Raw genomic sequence first — 16,594 nt, 5'->3', positions numbered from 1 at the left:
AAGGCGCATCTGCGCGCAAAGGCCATCAGAACCATCGACGCCCTGTGGCAGGCCATCGGCGATATCTGCAATCTGTTCTCCCCAACAGAATGCAGAAACTACTTCACTGCCGCAGGCTATGGACTCACATGAAAATCCGCCGCTCTAGCTTAAGTGAATACGCGCCGAAATAGGCCGCCGAGTTGGCTATTCTCTATTGGCGACGAGCCATGCGCGAACTCTGGCGGCGTCAAGATCAGCGATCCTCGGCGGATTGGACACAGACAACATGCGAACTACAAACAATTCTCCCAGTTCGGGGTATTCATCGTAACGCTCCTTCGCAATTTCGCTGCCAATTTCACCTGCTTCCCTTAATCCATCAAGATGCGCCTCCAGTCTCTCTATCAGACGGCCAAGGCGCACGTCATCCATGTCAGGATTTTCGGCAGGGTGGAGTAGATGGTAGTCGTAAACGGTCCATAAGAATGCCGCCATCTCGGCATGCTGACGGACAATTTCGCGAAGAACTGGCGCGGGCATCAATTCAAATTGACCGAGCCGCCGCGGATACGGTTTGCCGCGCTGGCGTGGCTTGTCAAATACGTACCCCGTATTGTGATGTGGCCATCCTTCTCCATGACGATGGTCGCCTTGCCGCAGCGAAGCTCGATACGCTCGTTGGCGCTAATTCGGATTCGATCACCGTCTCGAATCACCGTCGAAGTATCCGACTTGGGAACGGAATCAATGATGCGCCCCACGATAAGCGGTCGACCGGGATCTCCGTCTTGAAACAGCAGAGCTACCTCTGCGCCAATCATTTCCGAAGTGAGTTCTGCAAGGCTACGCGCGGGAACAGCCGTCTCTCGCAGGTTGCCCGGAAAGACGACCAAGGGGGCATTCTCGCCGAAGCCCAGGAATATACCGATCACAACTCCGTCGATCCGTTCGGCCGTCCGTGTCATTTTTTAACGCCCTCAATTCTGCTTTATTTCCGAACCTTTCATCGTGATATCGCTAGAAGCCTTCACGTTGATCTTACCCGATCCTTTGACCGTGATATCCTTGCCTTCGATCGTGATCGTGCCGTCCTTCTTCATGCCGATTGCAGCTGATCCGCACTTGATGACGATTGAGTCTCCCGCGTCGATCACCAAATCTTTCCCAACTCTGATAGCACCGTCTTCGTTAATCTCGACCACGCTGCCCTTGCCAATCTTCAGTGCGCGTGCGCCAGCCACTTGCGTAGCATCGTCTTCTGCAATTTTGGCGCTGCGGCCCTTGCCGATTTCAGTAGTCTGACCACCTCCAATTTTGAAACTCTGATCGGCGCCGACATTGACGCTTTGCCCGGTTCCGATGTTCCAGCTATCAGCCGCTCCAATATCGTGGCTCTGCCCAGTTCCTACCGTCACGCTCCGCGACGCGCCGATCGTGTTCGTCTGCGAAGCGCCCACGGTCCTCGCCTCAGCCGCCCCAACCGTATCGACACGCGCCGCACCCACCGTCACCGTCTGCACCAGCCCCACCGTCTGCGAGTGGTTGGCGTCGATATTCTCCGTCGAGTTCGCCACGACATGGATGGTCTCGTTCGCCATCACCGTCAGCGAGCGGTTCGCGCCCACCGTTTCGGTATCGTTCGACCCGATATTCGTCGTCTGGTCGACGCCGATCTTGACCGTCTTGTTGTTGCCGACGTCCTCGTCGAGGTTGTGGCCGACGGAGTGCTTGGCGTCGTGGTCGATGCGGTCGGACTGGTCGTGCTGGACCAGCTTGTTGCGGTCGTGCTTGATCAGCAGATGGTGGTCCTTCTGGGCCTGGAAATTGACCAGTTCGGAGCCGGCCTTGTCCTCGAACATCAGCTCGTTGTAACCGCCGCCGCCCTTTGAGGAATTGGACTTCCAGCCCGATTGCGTCGCATTGCCCGGCAGCCCGTAGGGCGGCATCTGCGACGCGTTGTAGACCCGGCCAGTGATGATCGGCAGGTCCGGGTCGCCTTCGATGAAGTCGACGATCACCTCCTGGCCGATGCGCGGGATCTGGATGAAGCCCCAGCCGCTGCCGGCCCAGGTTTGCGACACCCGCACGAAGCAGGAAGAGTTCTGGTCCTTCTTGCCGAGGCGGTCCCAGTGGAACTGCACCTTCACGCGCGCATATTTGTCGGTGAAGATTTCCTCGCCCGAGGGGCCCACCACCGTCGCTGTCTGTGGGCCGCGCATGATCGGCCGCGGGGTGATGCGCGGCGGCCGGTAGGGCAATGTGGCGGGCGCCACGCCGAGCACCACCTTGAAATTCTCGCTATGGGCCTCGTTCTGGGTCCGGTAGCCCGGATCGAACAGCCGGTACTCGGCGCTGATCACCAGATAGTCCTGGTTCTGGTCGTCGCGCGGAAAGCTTTCCAGCTTGAACTTGCAGCCAGAGAAGAGGCCGCGCACGGTGCCCACCGCCGTGCTGCGCTGGTGCACGGCCTGAAGCTCCTCGCGGCGAATCCCCGCAATCGTGTCGCCGCGCCCGACATCGAGATGCGCGCCGGGCTGGCGGTAGTTCTCGCCCGCGGCCTCCTTGTGGCTGAACGGCTGGGCGGACTTCGCCATCAAATCCGCGCCGGGCTTCTCGAAATCAAAGTCGGTGTGGGCATAGGCCCCCGGCCGCACCGCGCTGCCTGGAATCCATTCGGTGATGTACTCGACGTCGCGCCGCGAGCCCTGGCCCTCGAAATTATAAAGCACCTTCTCGTAGCCCGGCGCCGGCTTCAGCTTGCTCATCGCATCGCACAGGACCAGCGTATGCTTGCCCTCGTCATGCTCGAAGAAATAGAAGATGCCCTCGTGCTCCATCAGCCGCTGCACGAAGTCCAGATCGCTCTCGTCATACTGGACGCAATATTCGCGCTGGGGATAAGACCCCTGCAGCCGCTTCTCGAATTTCGCGATGCCGTATTTCGAGAAGATTTTCTCGACGATCTCGACCGCCGTCATATTCTGAAAGATGCGGCAATCGGTGGTGTTGCCGAGGAACCAGAGCCATGGCCTGACCATCGCCTCATAAAAGGCGAGCCTGTCCTCGATGCGGATGAGCTTGAATTCCGACACAAGGCCGCTGAACCAGCGTTTCGGATCGGATTCGCCCTCGACCGAAACGACGCCGCCCAGCATCTTCAGCGGATCGACGTCATGGCTCTTGGAGACGAAGCCGATCGTATAGGCGAAACAACGGCTGATCTCGTCGCGCCCGACGAGATGGGTGAAGGTCAGCACATCGCCGCCAACGGGCGTCTGCACAACCGTGGCGCGTTCGTTCGGCATGGGTCGTGCCCCTCCTGGACGCGGCCGCCAGTATGATGGATTGAAGCCCCCGCTATGTTAACCGCATCACGTTCGGGAACTTTTCGCACCCACCGCACCGGACCTTTTTCAGCCTAGCACATGTTTGGTGGCGGCCAAATAACAGCTGTGGCTAAACCCGACATGCGCCGGTGTGAAACGCTCCTCTCCCGCCGCGCTCGCAAGCTGCTAGAATGCCAGAGCAATTCTCGGAACAGCGCATAGCGATTTTCCGTTCGGAGTTGCGTGAAGAATAAGCATTTGTTGACCAAGTTCGGCGACGCTTCCGGATGTTCATCTCGCTCCAGATCAGCAATGTCGACAGGCTGCCATCCGGCGCCGCCGCGAGCTACGCCGCCCGCGACCGCAGCTTCGAGATCGGGCGCGAGAATTGCGACTGGACGCTTTCCGATCCGGACAAGATCATTTCGGGCCGGCATTGCGAAGTCCGTTTCCAGGCGGGCGGCTTCTGGCTCTACGACATCTCGCGCAACGGCACTTTCGTCAACGGCTCCAGCCAGCGCATGGCCGGTCCGCACCGGCTGTCGCATGGCGACCGGATGCTGATCGGCCGCTATGTCGTTGCGGTATCGATTGACGAGGAAGGCGCCGCCGCCGCCCATCCGCGAACCCGGCCCGCGTCGACGCAACGCGAGCTGCCGCCATCGACGGGCAGACCGCTGGAGCTCGGCAAAGAGCCCTTCTTCAGTCGGACGGAGCAGCGGCCCGGGCGGGGGGCGGCATCGACATCTTCGGCGCTGCGGGCGCCTCCGACGCCGGTAAAGCAGGGTAGCCAGCCCGCGGGAACCGATATGCTGCTGCAGGATATCGCGAAGGCGGCCGGCATTTCGCCTGACCTGCTTCAATCGCGCGATCCGCATGAGGTAGCCGCCGAGATCGGCACCGTGCTCAGAACAACGGTCGAGCAGTTGTCGCTGCTGCTCAAGGCGCGCGCGGCGGCCAAAGTGCTGGCCAAGAGCGCCAACCGCACGATGATCGGCGCTGAAAACAACAACCCGCTGAAATTCGTTCCCGGCACCGACGACATACTGGAGATCATGTTCGCCAAACGCCGGACCGGCTATCTCGACGCCGCGCAGAGCGTCGAGGACGCCTTCCGGGACCTCAAGACGCACGAATTGGCCACTTATTCCGCCATGCAGGCGGCGCTTTCCAGGCTGCTCGACGACCTGTCGCCGGAGGCCATCGCCAGGAAGCTGCCGCCGGCCTCCTTCTCATCCAAGAAGAGCCAGGCGTGGGATGCCCTCGTCGCCACCTGGCGGACGATGGAGGAGAAGCATGAAAACGGCATGCTCGACGTCTTCCTGGCCTATTTCAGCGAAGCCTATGCCAAGGCCAGCAAGCAGAAGTAGGTGGACCCGGGCTATGTGACGGGTCTCACAGAAGAAAGCGCTGCTTCGAGCATCCTGCTTTCCGATTTCAATCAGCTGCCTGTACGGTTAGGATAGCGTACGGAAGCTTGCCTGGCGGGCAAAGCGGCGTGGCTTGGGGCGTGTGCAGCAATGTCATGTTTCGGCGAGATGAGCCTTTCCATCCGGCCCGCCCCCAAAGCTCGGCTTGAAAAGCCGCAAGCCGACCTCATTTCCCGTCAAGGAAATGTTCGCCGCGCCGCGACGGTGGATCGCCGATGAGTTCGAAGGACGATCCCTCCCGGCCGGCGGACAAGACCGTCATCCGAGCGCCACAGCCTAGACAACGCTCGCCCGCGGCTCCCGCGAGTTCCTCGTCGGCTGGCGCTGAGCCCGCTGCGACACCCGCCAGGGAATCGACGGTTTTCGACCCCGGCGTCGGCCGGCGGATGCCGACAGGCTGGTCCTCCGGAACCGTGGTCGTTCAAAACCCGGTTCCCGGGGCTGCCGCTGCAGCGGCGGCGCCCGCGTTGCAACAGGAAATCCTGCTTAGTGCCGCGGATGGCGTGAATTACGCCGCGGCAAATCCAATCCTCGCGGCCGCGGCGCCCTTGCTGATGCTGTTCGGCCAGCTGCGGCTGATCCCGGTCGAGCGGCAGGCGGCCCCTTTGGCAGAGCACATCACCGAAGCGATCGAGACATTCGAGCGGGAGGTGGCGAAAGCCGGCATCGCCGAGGAAGACGCCCGGATTGCTAAATTTGCTCTATGCGAAACCGCCGACGATCTGGTCGGCAACCTGCCGTGGCCGAAGGACGACGGCTGGAGCGCGCACAGCCTGGTGGCTCGGTTATTCCACACCAAGCCCACCGGCGCCGGTTTCTACGAGGCGCTGAACAAGATCCTGGGCCGGCCGGAGGGTCATAACGACCTCCTCGAACTGATGCACGCGTGCCTATCGCTCGGGTTCGAGGGGCAGTATCGTGGGAGGGTCGGCGAACGGGACGCGCTCGAACGCGTCCGGCGCGACGTCTACGACACGATCCGGTATTTTCAACCCGCCGGGGACGACATCTCGCCCCATTGGCAAGGTATGGCGGCGGCGCTGTCAAAGCCCCAGGCGCGGCTGCCGCTATGGGCGGTCGCGGCCGCCGCGGCGACGCTGGTGACGGCGGCCTTCTTCGGACTACGGATCCTGATCACCGACGAGGGCGACGCAACAGCCAGCGAATTGCTGGCGCTCAATCCCTCAACGCCGGTCACCATCGAGCGCGCGAGCGTCGCTCCGGTTGCCGAGCCGGCTGTAGCCGCTCCGCCGGAAGCCACCCCGTCGCCGCCTGCCGTTTCCACCGTCACCCAGATCGACGTTCCCACCATCACCCAGATCGACCGCATCCGCGCCGCGCTCGCCAACGAAATCGCCGGCGGCGGGCTGACGGTCGGCACGAAGGGCAACTTCATCGTGGTCGAAATCAGCAACCAGCTCTTGTTCGCGCCCGGGCAAGCCGAACTGAAGCCGGAGTTCCAGCCCATTGCGGCGGACATCGCCACGGCTCTCAATGCCGAGCCCGGACCGATATGGATCGTCGGCCACACCGACAATGTGAAGCCGAAGAAGTCGAGCCAGTTCAAATCGAACTTCGATCTTTCCGTCGCGCGCGCCAAAGCCGTACAGGCGATGGTGGCGAACGAGCTCAAGGACCCGTCGCGGGTCGCGGTGGACGGCAAGGGCGAGGACGAACCGATCGCCGACAATGCGACGGCGGACGGCCGCGCCAAAAACCGCCGCGTCGACGTGATGATCCCGAAGGAGGAGACGTTGTGAGCGCGCGCGGCGGGGAGCGGCACTGATGCGCTGGGTGCTGCGGCTGTTCAGCCTGCTCGCACTTGCCGGCTTCTCGGCTGCTGTCTGGTATGCGGGGCCGCTGATCCGGTATGCCGATACACGCCCGCTCGGACCGGTCTGGCTCCGGACAACGATCATCGGCGTGGCCGTTGCGCTGCTTGCAATCTTCTACGGCATCCGCTTCTGGCGAGCGCGCAAGGCGCAGAACGCGCTTGAAACGGGCATCGTACGCAGCGGCGACCGCAACGACGATTCAGAGGTGCTCGAGGCGCGTATGAGCGAGGCCATCGCGACCCTGAAGCAGTCGAGCGGCAGGCGCAACTTCCTCTATGAAATCCCGTGGTACATCATCATCGGCCCGCCGGGCGCCGGCAAAACGACGGCGCTGGTCAATTCGGGGCTGAAATTTCCGCTTGCCGGCTCCGGCAATGCCCAGCCGCTGGCCGGAGTCGGCGGCACGCGGTCCTGCGACTGGTGGTTCACCGAGGATGCCGTGCTGATCGATACGGCCGGCCGCTACACGACGCAGGATTCGGATGCCCAGCGCGACAAGGCGAGCTGGCTCGGCTTCCTTGGACTGCTCAAGAAGTACCGCACCCGGCAGCCGATCAACGGCGTGATCCTCGCCATCAGCGTCGCCGATCTGATCGGCTTCGACGACCAGCAGCTCGATGCGCATGTCACCGAGTTACGAAGCCGGCTGCGGGAGTTGCACGAGACGCTGAAGATCCAGTTTCCGGTCTACCTGCTCTTCACCAAGGCGGACCTCGTCGCAGGCTTCATGGACTATTTCGGCAATTTCGATGAAGTCCGCCGACGCAAGGTCTGGGGCGCGACGTTCCAGACCACCGACCGCAACAGGAACATGGTCGGCGAAACCTCGGCCGAGTTCGACGCGCTGGCCAGGCAGCTTGCGGACGAGATCGCCGACCGCCTGCAGGACGAGGCCGATCCGGTGGCGCGCATCGCGATCTTCGGCTTCCCGGCCCAGTTCGTCGCGCTGCGAACCCGCGTCGTGCGGTTCGTCACCAGCCTTTTCGATGCCTCGCGGGCCCAGGTGAATGTCAGCCTGCGCGGCCTCTATTTCTCGTCGGGCACGCAGGAAGGAACACCGATCGACCAAGTGCTGGGCGCGATCGGCCGCAATTTCGGCAGCGCTTCGCAGGCGCATCTTTCCGGTACCGGCAAGAGCTTCTTCCTGCATGATCTTCTGGCGAAGGTGATCTTCCCCGAGGCCGGCTGGGTCTCGTTCGACAGGACAGCGGAGCGGCGCGCCAGGCTCGCCAGATTTGGCAGCCTCGCCGCGATCGCATTGGCGGCTTTTGCAGCGCTCGGCGTGCTGGGCCTCAGCTACTTTGCCAACGAGTCGCTGATCGGCTCCACTAGACAGGCCATGGCGCGGTATCGGGACGGCGCGGATTCGCTGCTCAGGAGCACGACAGTTACTGATGTCGACCTCGAAAACGTCATCGGCCCGCTCGATCAACTGCGCAACCTGCCGGCGGGATATGAGACCGCCGGCCAAACGAAGCCGATCGAGGAGAGTTTCGGGCTCAGCCAGCGGGAGAGGCTTCTGTCGGCGTCCAAATCCGCCTATCGGCAGGCGCTGGAGCGTAGCTTCCGCTCGCGTCTGCTGGTTCAGGCGGAGCGCACGATCCAGGCCAAGATGGCCGACCCGATCGCGCTCTACGAACCGTTGAAGATCTATCTGATGCTGGGCGGCAAGGCGCCCAAGGTCGACGACGAGCTGATCGTCTCCTGGATGAAGCAGGATTGGGAGGAAAACCGCTACCCCGGCGAGAACAACCGCGAAGGCCGCGCGCAGCTCGAAAAGCATCTGCGCGCCATGCTGGCGCTCGACGATGCCTACGACCCGGTGTTCGAGCTCAACCAGCCGCTGGTCGAGGCCGCGCAACGCTCGCTCGGACGCATGAGCCTTGCCGACCGCGCGTCGGCGCTGATCAGATCGGCGGTCTATGCGGCAAGGCTCCAGGATTTTTCCGTTGCCGCCAAAGCCGGTCCGGAGGCGCAGCTGCTGTTCGAACGCATGGACGGCGCAGAGCTCGCCGACCTTGGCGTTCCCGGCCTCTACACCAAGGCGGGGTTCAACGGTTTCTACCTGCCGCAGCTCTCGCGCATCGCGCAAATGCTGGTCGATGACCAGTGGGTTCTCGGCGGCGGCGGCGAGCAGGGCGGCATCGATCAGGACCTGCCCAGGCTCGGCCCCGAACTCATCGATCGCTACGGCAAGGAGTTCGCCTCCGCCTGGAACGGCGCGCTCGACCAATTGAAATTCAGGGCGATGCTGAAGGACAAGCCGCAATATATCACGCTCTCGGCCGCCGCCTCGCCGGACTCGCCGCTGGACCGGCTGTTCACGGCCATTGCCGATGAAACCGCCCTGACAAAAGACGGCGCCGCCTTCGCAGGCGACACCGGAACGGCGCAGCAGGACCCGGTCGTTATGGCCAAGGGTCTCGCCCGCATCGGTCTGCAGATCGCCGGCGGCAAGTCGCAGAGCCGCGCCGGGGCAAGCTCGTCCGCCACGCAGAATGCCGGCGCCACCGTCGAGGCGCAGTTCAGGCCGTTCCAAGCGCTGGTGAGCGGCTCCAGCGGTCGCCGCCCGCTCGATGCGCTGACGCAAAACTTCCACGACATCTACCAGAGCGTGAAGCTGGCAGCGGATGTCCCCGCGCAGACGGAGCGCGTCAACGCGAACCTGAAGCTGCAGATTTCGACGATGCGCGCCAATGCCTCGCGCCTGCCCAAGCAGCTCGCGCGCATGGTCAACGCGGCGGCGGACGAGTTCGAAGGCAATGTCGCCGAGACTTCGGTAGCCAACCTCAACCAGATGCTCGACGAGACGGTCACGCGCCCCTGCGAGGAAGCCGTCAACGGCCACTATCCCTTTGCCGGCGACGGCAGCGAGGAAATCTCTCTTGCCGATTTCGCCAAGCTGTTCGCACCGGGCGGCCTGATGGACCGGTTCTTTGCGCAGAACCTGGCGCCGCTGATCGACATGACAGGCCAGGACTGGACCTGGAAGCAGGAGGCCCGCTCCAGCCGCGACCTCGCCAAATCGACCTTGAAGGCGTTCCAGTCGGCGGCGGAAATCCGCAGCGCCTTCTTCCCCTCCGGCGGTTCGGCGCCGTCGGTCTCGATCACCTTCACGCCCTCCTCGCTGAACAGCGAGGTGGATAGCGCGGTGCTCAACATAGATGGGCAGACGGTGCAAAGCACGCAGGCCGGCAATGCGCCGAGCACGGTGACATGGCCGGGCGGCGGCGCTTCCGGATCCGCGAGCCTCAGCCTGACGCCGGAGATGCCCGGCCGCGAGTCCGCCCTCAAATTCGAAGGGCCATGGGCTCTGAAGCGCCTGCTGGACAAGGCGAGCGTCACCAGCAACGGCGCCGGCGCCGAGGCGCGCTTCGTGATCGGCGGACGCGACGTCGCCTACAAGATGGAGAGCGGCTCTGGCGCCAATCCCTTCCTGCTCCCGGCGCTGTCCGGGTTCAGCTGTCCGAAGGCATTCTGAGATGGCGCCGTCATGGTCGATCGGATCGTTCCCGAGCAGCACCGTCTCCCGCCTTCATTTTGATACTCTAAAGTATGCGCTTGTGGCAAACTGGCCTGGGCACGCGGCCCATCGTTCGTCACAGAGGACGCTCGCGAAGCGCTTGGTGGCAAATTGAGCACTGTCGCCCTTTCCATTGAGAGTTTCGGCGTCAGCCACAAAGGCTGTGTGCGCGACCACAACGAAGACAACTATCTGGTCGAGCAACAAGCCGGCCTTTGGGTGGTGGCCGACGGAATGGGCGGCCATGAGGCCGGCGAGGTCGCTTCGGCCAGCATCGTCGACCACCTGGCGACGATCGGCATTGCGAGCTCGGCGCCGGACCTTCGCGCCCGTTTCGAGGACCGGCTGAGCCGCGCCAATGCCGAGATCCGCAACATATCGCGTTCGCGCGGCATCACCATCGGCTCCACCTTCGCCGCCCTGCTCGCCATGGAGGGGCGGTTCGCGGGCCTGTGGGCCGGCGACAGCCGCATCTATCTGGTACGCGGCGGCGCTATCTCGCAGATTTCCAGGGATCATACCGAAGTCCAGGAGCTGCTAGACCGGGGCATGATCAGCGCGGAGGAAGCGCTCACCTGGCCGCGCCGCAATGTGATCACCCACGCCGTCGGGGTCAGCGACGAACTCGAGATCGATTTTCAGCAAGGCGAGCTGATGCCGGGGGATATCTTCGTATTGAGCACCGACGGGCTCACCGCGCATGTCAGCGACGCGGAGATCGAAGCGGCGGTGAAGTCCGCGCCGCCGCAAGCCGCGTGCGAGAAGCTGCTGGAGACGGTGCTGGCGCGCGGCGGAACGGACAATGTCACCATCGTGCTGGTCAGGATCGGCGACGGACGCAACGGACCGCTCGATGCGGATCGGTCCAGGGGCTGAGACAGATGAGCGACGACGACAGGACGCGGATTTCGCCGAACCTCGCAAATACCGGCGTCGGCACGCAGCTCAGCGGCATCTACGAGCTCGACGAGCGCATCGCATCCGGCGGCATGGGCGAAGTCTATCGCGGCCACAATATCCAGACCGGCGACCATGTCGCGATCAAGATCGTGCTGCCCGAGTTCGCGCGCGACCAAACCATCCTGTCGCTGTTCCGCAAGGAAGCCTCGATCCTCAACCATTTGTCGCATGACGCGGTGGTGCGATACCACGTCTTCACCATCGATACGGGCATCGGCCGCCCCTACCTGGCGATGGAGTTCGTCGACGGCCAGTCGCTGTTCGATGTCATGCGGCGCGGCCCGATGGCGCCACCGGACGTGCGTCGGCTTTGCCATCGCCTCGCCTCGGGCCTGAGCGCCGTCCATCAGGCCGGCGCGGTCCACCGCGACCTTTCGCCCGACAACATTATCCTGCCGGGCGGCCGGGTCGAGCGCGCCAAGATCATCGACTTCGGCATCGCGCGCTCGGCGAATGTCGGCGGCGAGACGCTGATCGGCGGCAAATTCGCCGGCAAATACAATTACGTCTCGCCCGAACAGCTCGGCCTTTATGGCGGGGAGGTCAGCGAGCAATCCGATATCTACAGCCTCGGCCTGGTGCTGGCGGCCGCGCTGCGCGGGAAGCCGCTCGACATGAGCGGCTCGCAATATGAGGTCATCGAGAAGCGCCGCACCGTGCCGGACTTGTCGGACATCGATCCCGATTTCCGCGAACTCATCGAAGCGATGTTGCAGCCGGATCCTCAAGACCGGCCCGCCAGCATGGCCGAGATCGCCAGGGCAACGCGCGACGACGACCTCGACGCGACCTTGCCGCCGCCCGCATCGTTTGCTCCGCGCGAACGATCCGGCTTGCCACGCGCCGGCTGGACGGCGTTGCCAAACTCCAGTCCCCCGGCTTCTGCTGCCTCCGACGAACCGCGTTTCGTTCCGCATGTGCGGCCTGCGCACCTGTCGCAACCGAGGCCAGCGCCGGCGGCGGCTCCGGCCAGTGCCTCAAGCCGACCTGCGGAGCGAAAGCCCTCGCGGATCCCGGCCATAGCGGGCGGCGTCGCGGTTCTGGCAGTCCTGGCGGCGGCCGGCGTCTATTTGAGCGGCGCGTTGGTCACTCCGCCTGCCGTTGAAAAGCCTGGGCCTCTTACGCCGAAGCCGGCAGCAAAACCCGTCGCGGAAGCGCCCAAGCCGGTAGCGGAGGCATCGACGCCTCAGCCAGAGGCACCGCAACCTCGGCCGCAAGCGCCGGCCGAACCGCAGCCGGAAGCACCGAAGGCGGACAGCTCAGCCGCCGTTGAGCCGGCAAAGCCTGCCGCTCCGGCTCTGCCGCAACCGCAAGACACGACACAACCCGTCCAGAAGCAGGCCGAGACTGAGCAGAAGCCGACACAGCCTGCCCTATCGGCTGCGCCGCAACCGCAGGACAAGACTGCCCAGAAACAGGCGCAAGTAGAGACCGGACAGAAATCCGAGCCGACACCGCCTGCCCCTTCAGAGAGCCTGGCCAAAAACAACCAGGCGAAAGCCTCGCAGCCGGCGGAGGCCGAACCGGCTCAGCCGTCGGTCGAGAACTTGCCGGCACCCCTGCCGAAAGCAGCGGAAAACCAAAAGCCGTCGAGCCCGACGGCGGAAGCTGCTGCGGCGCCGGAAGCAAAACCGCCGGCGACGAAACCGAGCGCATCCGACCTCGTCGACGCTCTGTCCAAATTGTCGAAGTCGAAGACGCCGGCGCCGCAAGTTACGGAAAACCAAAATCAGGCGCCGGCTTCGACTGCGCGCCAGCCGGCAGCGCCCGAAGCGGCTACTGAGCCGGCAAGGCCGAAAGTCTCGACAGCACAACCGGCACCAATGCCGCAGCCACCGCCGGCCAACAAGCCATCTCAAAATACAGACGTCGCAATCAATCTGCCAAAGCCCCAGGTTCCGCCGCCGTCAAACAAAACCGACGCGTTGGCTCAGCGCGCCTCCTGGGTGCGCGACTTCAGCGGCGGCAATTGCTTCTACGCGACCCTGACATCGGCAACGGGCACATCCGCGGCGATCGAGGGTTTCGGAACGGCCGTGCAGCCTTTCGAGCAACTGCTCGGTGCGTTCCAGTCCAGGTTCAACGTCGAGCCGGACATCAGCGTGCGCCTGATTACCCCATCACAATGCGGCGTACCCACCTTCCTGCACCTTCTCGACCGAAGCGAAGCTGAACGACCGCAGCTCGTGCTCGACCGGACATCGGTGCCCGACGGATCACCGATCAGCGGCACGCTGGTGACGCGCGGGGGGCTCATCTCCAGCGTGTTGCTGATCAACCACAATGGCACCGCCTTCAACCTCGACAGCCGCATGGTCGCGCAGCCGGACAGGGCGACCTTCAAGATCGCCATCGATCTCGCCGCTGACGACAAGGCGGCCGGCAAGGCTTTGCCTCAGGTCATCCTGGTGATCACCGGGCCACGGGACGTCCAGGCCGCCATGTTCGCGGGCCCGACCCCCGCCTCGGAAGTGCTGCCCCGGATCCTTAAGGAGATCCAGACGGACGATTCCGGATTTTCGGCCACCGCCAAGTATTTCCGGCTTGGCGGATAGCGCGGACGCCGATGGTTCTCTGCCGCCTGCTCTCTTCCACCCTTTCCCAGTCACGCAAGGAGCGCGGACCGATCCGGCCTGTTGCTGATCGCATCGGCCGCATGAAGCTTGCTGCGCTTGCCGGCATGGCTTTGCTCTCCATGCTATCCGTCAACAAGGCACATGCCGAATTCACCGTCTGCAACCAGACGCTCGACGTCGTCAACCTCGCCGTCGGACAGAAGGTCGACGATGCCGACCAGACCGACGGTTGGTGGACGATCGGCGCCAACCAGTGCGTCAACGTCATCCGCGAGGAGCTGACCAACCGCTACATCTACATCTACGCCACGGACGTCTTCGGCCATGCGATCCTCACCGGATCGATCGAGATGTGCATCGACCGGCGCCGCTTCTCGATCCGCGGCATCGACGAATGCTGGCAGCGCGGCCATATCGCGGCGCGCTTTGTCGAGGTCGACACGCAGGAGCAGGTGCGCTGGACCTATTTCCTGAGCGGGAACGGCCCGTGACGCACAGCATCGACACGAGCTTCAAACTGAAGAAGCAGGCGCGCCTTGCCGAGCGGCGACGCAAGCTGTGGCGCTGGATTCTTTCCGGCGTTGCGGCACTCGTCCTCGTCTCGACAGCCACGGGTTTCTACCTCACACGCGATTACTGGTCCTTCGGCGACGAGGACGAGGAACTGCATCCGGTCGAGGGGATGGATGACGTGCCGCCCGACGCTTCGGTCTATGTGCCGGCCATCATCGACCTCGCCGGCGATCCGATGTGGATCACGCTCGCGCCCGATGCCGACACGGCCAAGGGCAAGACCGTCGCGCGCCCGGCCGAGCTCGACAGTTCCGGCGCCTCGCCGCAGATCGAAATCTTGTCCGATGTAATGTTGAGCGCCAGCGAAAAATTCATGACGACGATCCCCTCGACGCAGGAGGATTTCGCCTTCTTCCAGGCGCAGCGGCAGACCGCGCCGAAATCTCCTGCAACGGCGCCGCAGGATCGGCAAGCCGCCCCCCTCGCTCCGGGCGCAGCCGACGACCAGCAAGGCGATCTTGAGAACGACCTTCAGGCCGCACCCGACGAGAGCGAAGCTCCTGCCAGTTCAGCGCCCAAGGCGGATGCCGATGATCCGGAAGCGGGCTGGGGCGAGACCGTCGACCAGGGCGAGGCCGCCCTTCCCGCTTTCAAGAAGACCCAGATCGAGAACAACACGACCGTTGCGACCGTCAGCAGCGAATACCAGCGCTTCGAGGCGACCGAGGACACATTCGTAAAAATCCTCAACGACCGCAGCCTGGACAGCGTCGTCGCCGATGCGCATTTCTCCGCCGACGACGCGAAGCTGGCGGGCGAAGCGCTGAAGACGCTGTTCAACCGTGACGGGCTGGGGGCGGGCTTTGTCGTGGCGATGCGCGGATTCAGGCCGAGCCGCGAGACCACCACCATGTCGCTTATGCAGGTCTCGATCTACGCCAGGAATGTCTATGTCGGGACGCTGACGCGCAATGCTGCGGGCGCGTTCGTGTCGGGCGTCGACCCGTGGGTGCGGGAGGACCTTTTCAACTATTCAGGCGCATCCGACGAAGGCGGGCCCAAGCGCCAATATCGCCTGCTCGATGCGATATATTCGACGGCCGCCCGCAACAAGGTTCCGACCAGCGTGATCGGAGAGGCCATCATGTATCTGTCGCGAGGACAGGATCTCGACGCCTTCGCCAGCGAGGACCAGCGGCTGGTGCTGATCTACTCGCAGACGCCGCGCGGCCAGGGCGAAATCTCCGGACGGGTCCTCTATGTCGGCGTTCAGGGCACGGAGAAGACGCTCGACTGTTTCGTCTTCCAGCAGAGCGATGGCCAGTATGCGTGCGTGACGGGCAATGACGAGGTTCGCTCGCTCAACGTCACCAACGGCATGGTCACGCCGGTGAGCGGGGTGATGACCTCGACGTTCGGCCCGCGCAAGCACCCGATCCTGGGCACCGTTCGCATTCACAAAGGCGTCGACTGGGCCGCTCCGGTCGGCACGCCGATCATGGCCGCCTTCGACGGCGAAATCACCTTCCAGGGCGATGGCGGCAGCTATGGCAATCTGGTGAAGATTACCCATGCCAACGGGCGCGAGACGCGCTACGCGCATATGCAGAAATTCGCCATCGCGAGCGGCGTCGGCACCAAGGTGAAGGCCGGCGACGTCATCGGCTATATCGGCACCACCGGACTTTCGACCGGCCCGCACCTGCATTTCGAGCTCTACCAGAGCGGCCAGGCGATCGATCCGCTGGGTACGGTCACCACGGTCGCCACCTATGCTTCCGGCGGCGCCGGCGGCGGCTACGGCGATGCTGCCGTCGAGACGCTGACCGACCGCATCGTCCATGTCGAAAGCGGCGGCAAAGCGCGAGCCAAGAACCCGCTGTCCTCGGCGACCGGTGCCGGTCAGTTCATCACCAAGACCTGGATCCGGATGATGAATACCTATCGGCCCGATCTCGCCCGCTCGCTGTCGACCGCCGACCTGCTCGCGCTCCGCTACGATGCCACACTGTCGCGCGAGATGGTGCGCAATCTGGCGCGCGAGGGCGAAGCCTATCTTCGCGCCCGCGGCCACCAGATCACCGCCGGGCGGCTCTATCTCTGCCATTTCCTGGGCATGGAAGGTGCTGCCCAGGTGCTGGCGGCGCCCGGCTCGGCGCAATTGAGCGCAGTGCTCGGCTCCGCCGTGATCCAGGCCAACCCTTTCCTTACCGGAAAGACCACCAGCTACGTCGCCGACTGGGCCGAGCGGAAAATGGGTCAGAAGGTGACCCGCTTGGCGTCGTCCGATCAGAACCAGCAGACGACCACGACCCAGGTCCGACAGACATCGCCGGAGTTCGAGAAATACAAGCAAGCCGTCACGGCCCTGATAAGCTCGATCCAGGCCACCCTTTGAGGCCCTGTCGCGCTACCGTCGGTCGCTGTTCGCAGCGTGAGTGATTCGTGC

At 63.9% G+C, this 16,594-nt stretch carries 10 protein-coding genes and 1 pseudogene; 8 read left to right on the top strand and 3 right to left on the bottom strand.

Translation table 11 applies throughout. The annotated features are described in order from the left end of the window. Window positions 1-132 (top strand): annotated as a pseudogene (locus P9228_RS07395) (IS630 family transposase); the annotation flags it as partial. A 54-nt stretch (window positions 133-186) separates the two neighbouring features. Here the strand turns inward: P9228_RS07395 and P9228_RS07390 are convergent. From P9228_RS07390 to tssI, 3 genes are read right to left on the bottom strand one after another with little or no spacing between them, the layout of a single operon-like run. Then, a complete protein-coding gene (locus P9228_RS07390) occupies window positions 187-522 on the bottom strand; it encodes a hypothetical protein (RefSeq protein ID WP_095825717.1) in 336 nt (111 codons plus the stop codon). Next, on the bottom strand, window positions 522-947 hold the full coding sequence (locus P9228_RS07385; RefSeq protein ID WP_095825718.1) for a DUF6484 domain-containing protein: 426 nt from the start codon (window positions 945-947) through the stop codon (window positions 522-524). The genes P9228_RS07390 and P9228_RS07385 overlap by 1 nt, the downstream gene beginning before the upstream one ends. Window positions 948-959: 12 nt before the next feature. Then, window positions 960-3,287 (bottom strand): type VI secretion system tip protein TssI/VgrG, encoded by a 2,328-nt coding sequence (gene tssI, locus P9228_RS07380; protein WP_278052864.1) that lies wholly within the window; start codon window positions 3,285-3,287, stop codon window positions 960-962. A gap of 308 nt (window positions 3,288-3,595) precedes the next feature. Here tssI and tagH point away from each other — a divergent pair, with 308 nt between their 5' ends. The 7 genes from tagH (at window position 3,596) to P9228_RS07345 (ending at window position 16,543) form a co-directional block, all read left to right on the top strand. Continuing rightward, entirely contained in the window at window positions 3,596-4,678 is a 1,083-nt protein-coding gene (gene tagH / locus P9228_RS07375) for a type VI secretion system-associated FHA domain protein TagH (protein ID WP_278052863.1), read from the top strand. A 275-nt stretch (window positions 4,679-4,953) separates the two neighbouring features. Then, entirely contained in the window at window positions 4,954-6,498 is a 1,545-nt protein-coding gene (tssL, locus tag P9228_RS07370; protein ID WP_347404260.1) for a type VI secretion system protein TssL, long form, read from the top strand. A gap of 25 nt (window positions 6,499-6,523) precedes the next feature. After that, entirely contained in the window at window positions 6,524-10,054 is a 3,531-nt protein-coding gene (tssM, locus tag P9228_RS07365; RefSeq protein WP_278052861.1) for a type VI secretion system membrane subunit TssM, read from the top strand. Window positions 10,055-10,207: 153 nt separating this feature from the next. Further along, window positions 10,208-10,972, top strand: coding sequence for a protein phosphatase 2C domain-containing protein (locus P9228_RS07360; RefSeq protein ID WP_066989102.1), 765 nt, complete (start codon window positions 10,208-10,210; stop codon window positions 10,970-10,972). Window positions 10,973-10,977: 5 nt separating this feature from the next. Beyond that, window positions 10,978-13,611, top strand: coding sequence for a serine/threonine protein kinase (locus tag P9228_RS07355; RefSeq protein ID WP_278052860.1), 2,634 nt, complete (start codon window positions 10,978-10,980; stop codon window positions 13,609-13,611). 101 nt (window positions 13,612-13,712) lie between these two features. After that, on the top strand, window positions 13,713-14,123 hold the full coding sequence (locus tag P9228_RS07350; RefSeq protein ID WP_127215028.1) for a DUF1036 domain-containing protein: 411 nt from the start codon (window positions 13,713-13,715) through the stop codon (window positions 14,121-14,123). Further along, the gene (locus P9228_RS07345; RefSeq protein WP_278052859.1) at window positions 14,120-16,543 is read left to right on the top strand and encodes a peptidoglycan DD-metalloendopeptidase family protein; all 2,424 of its coding nucleotides are present in this window, start codon (window positions 14,120-14,122) and stop codon (window positions 16,541-16,543) included. Before P9228_RS07350 ends, P9228_RS07345 begins: the two co-directional genes overlap by 4 nt. Window positions 16,544-16,594: the final 51 nt, after the last annotated feature.

It is taken from the genome of Mesorhizobium sp. WSM4898 (genome assembly GCF_029625845.1).
Taxonomy (GTDB): Bacteria; Pseudomonadota; Alphaproteobacteria; order Rhizobiales; family Rhizobiaceae; genus Mesorhizobium.
Note: the sequence above shows the minus strand (reverse complement) of the source record. Positions and strands in the feature narration are given on the sequence as shown.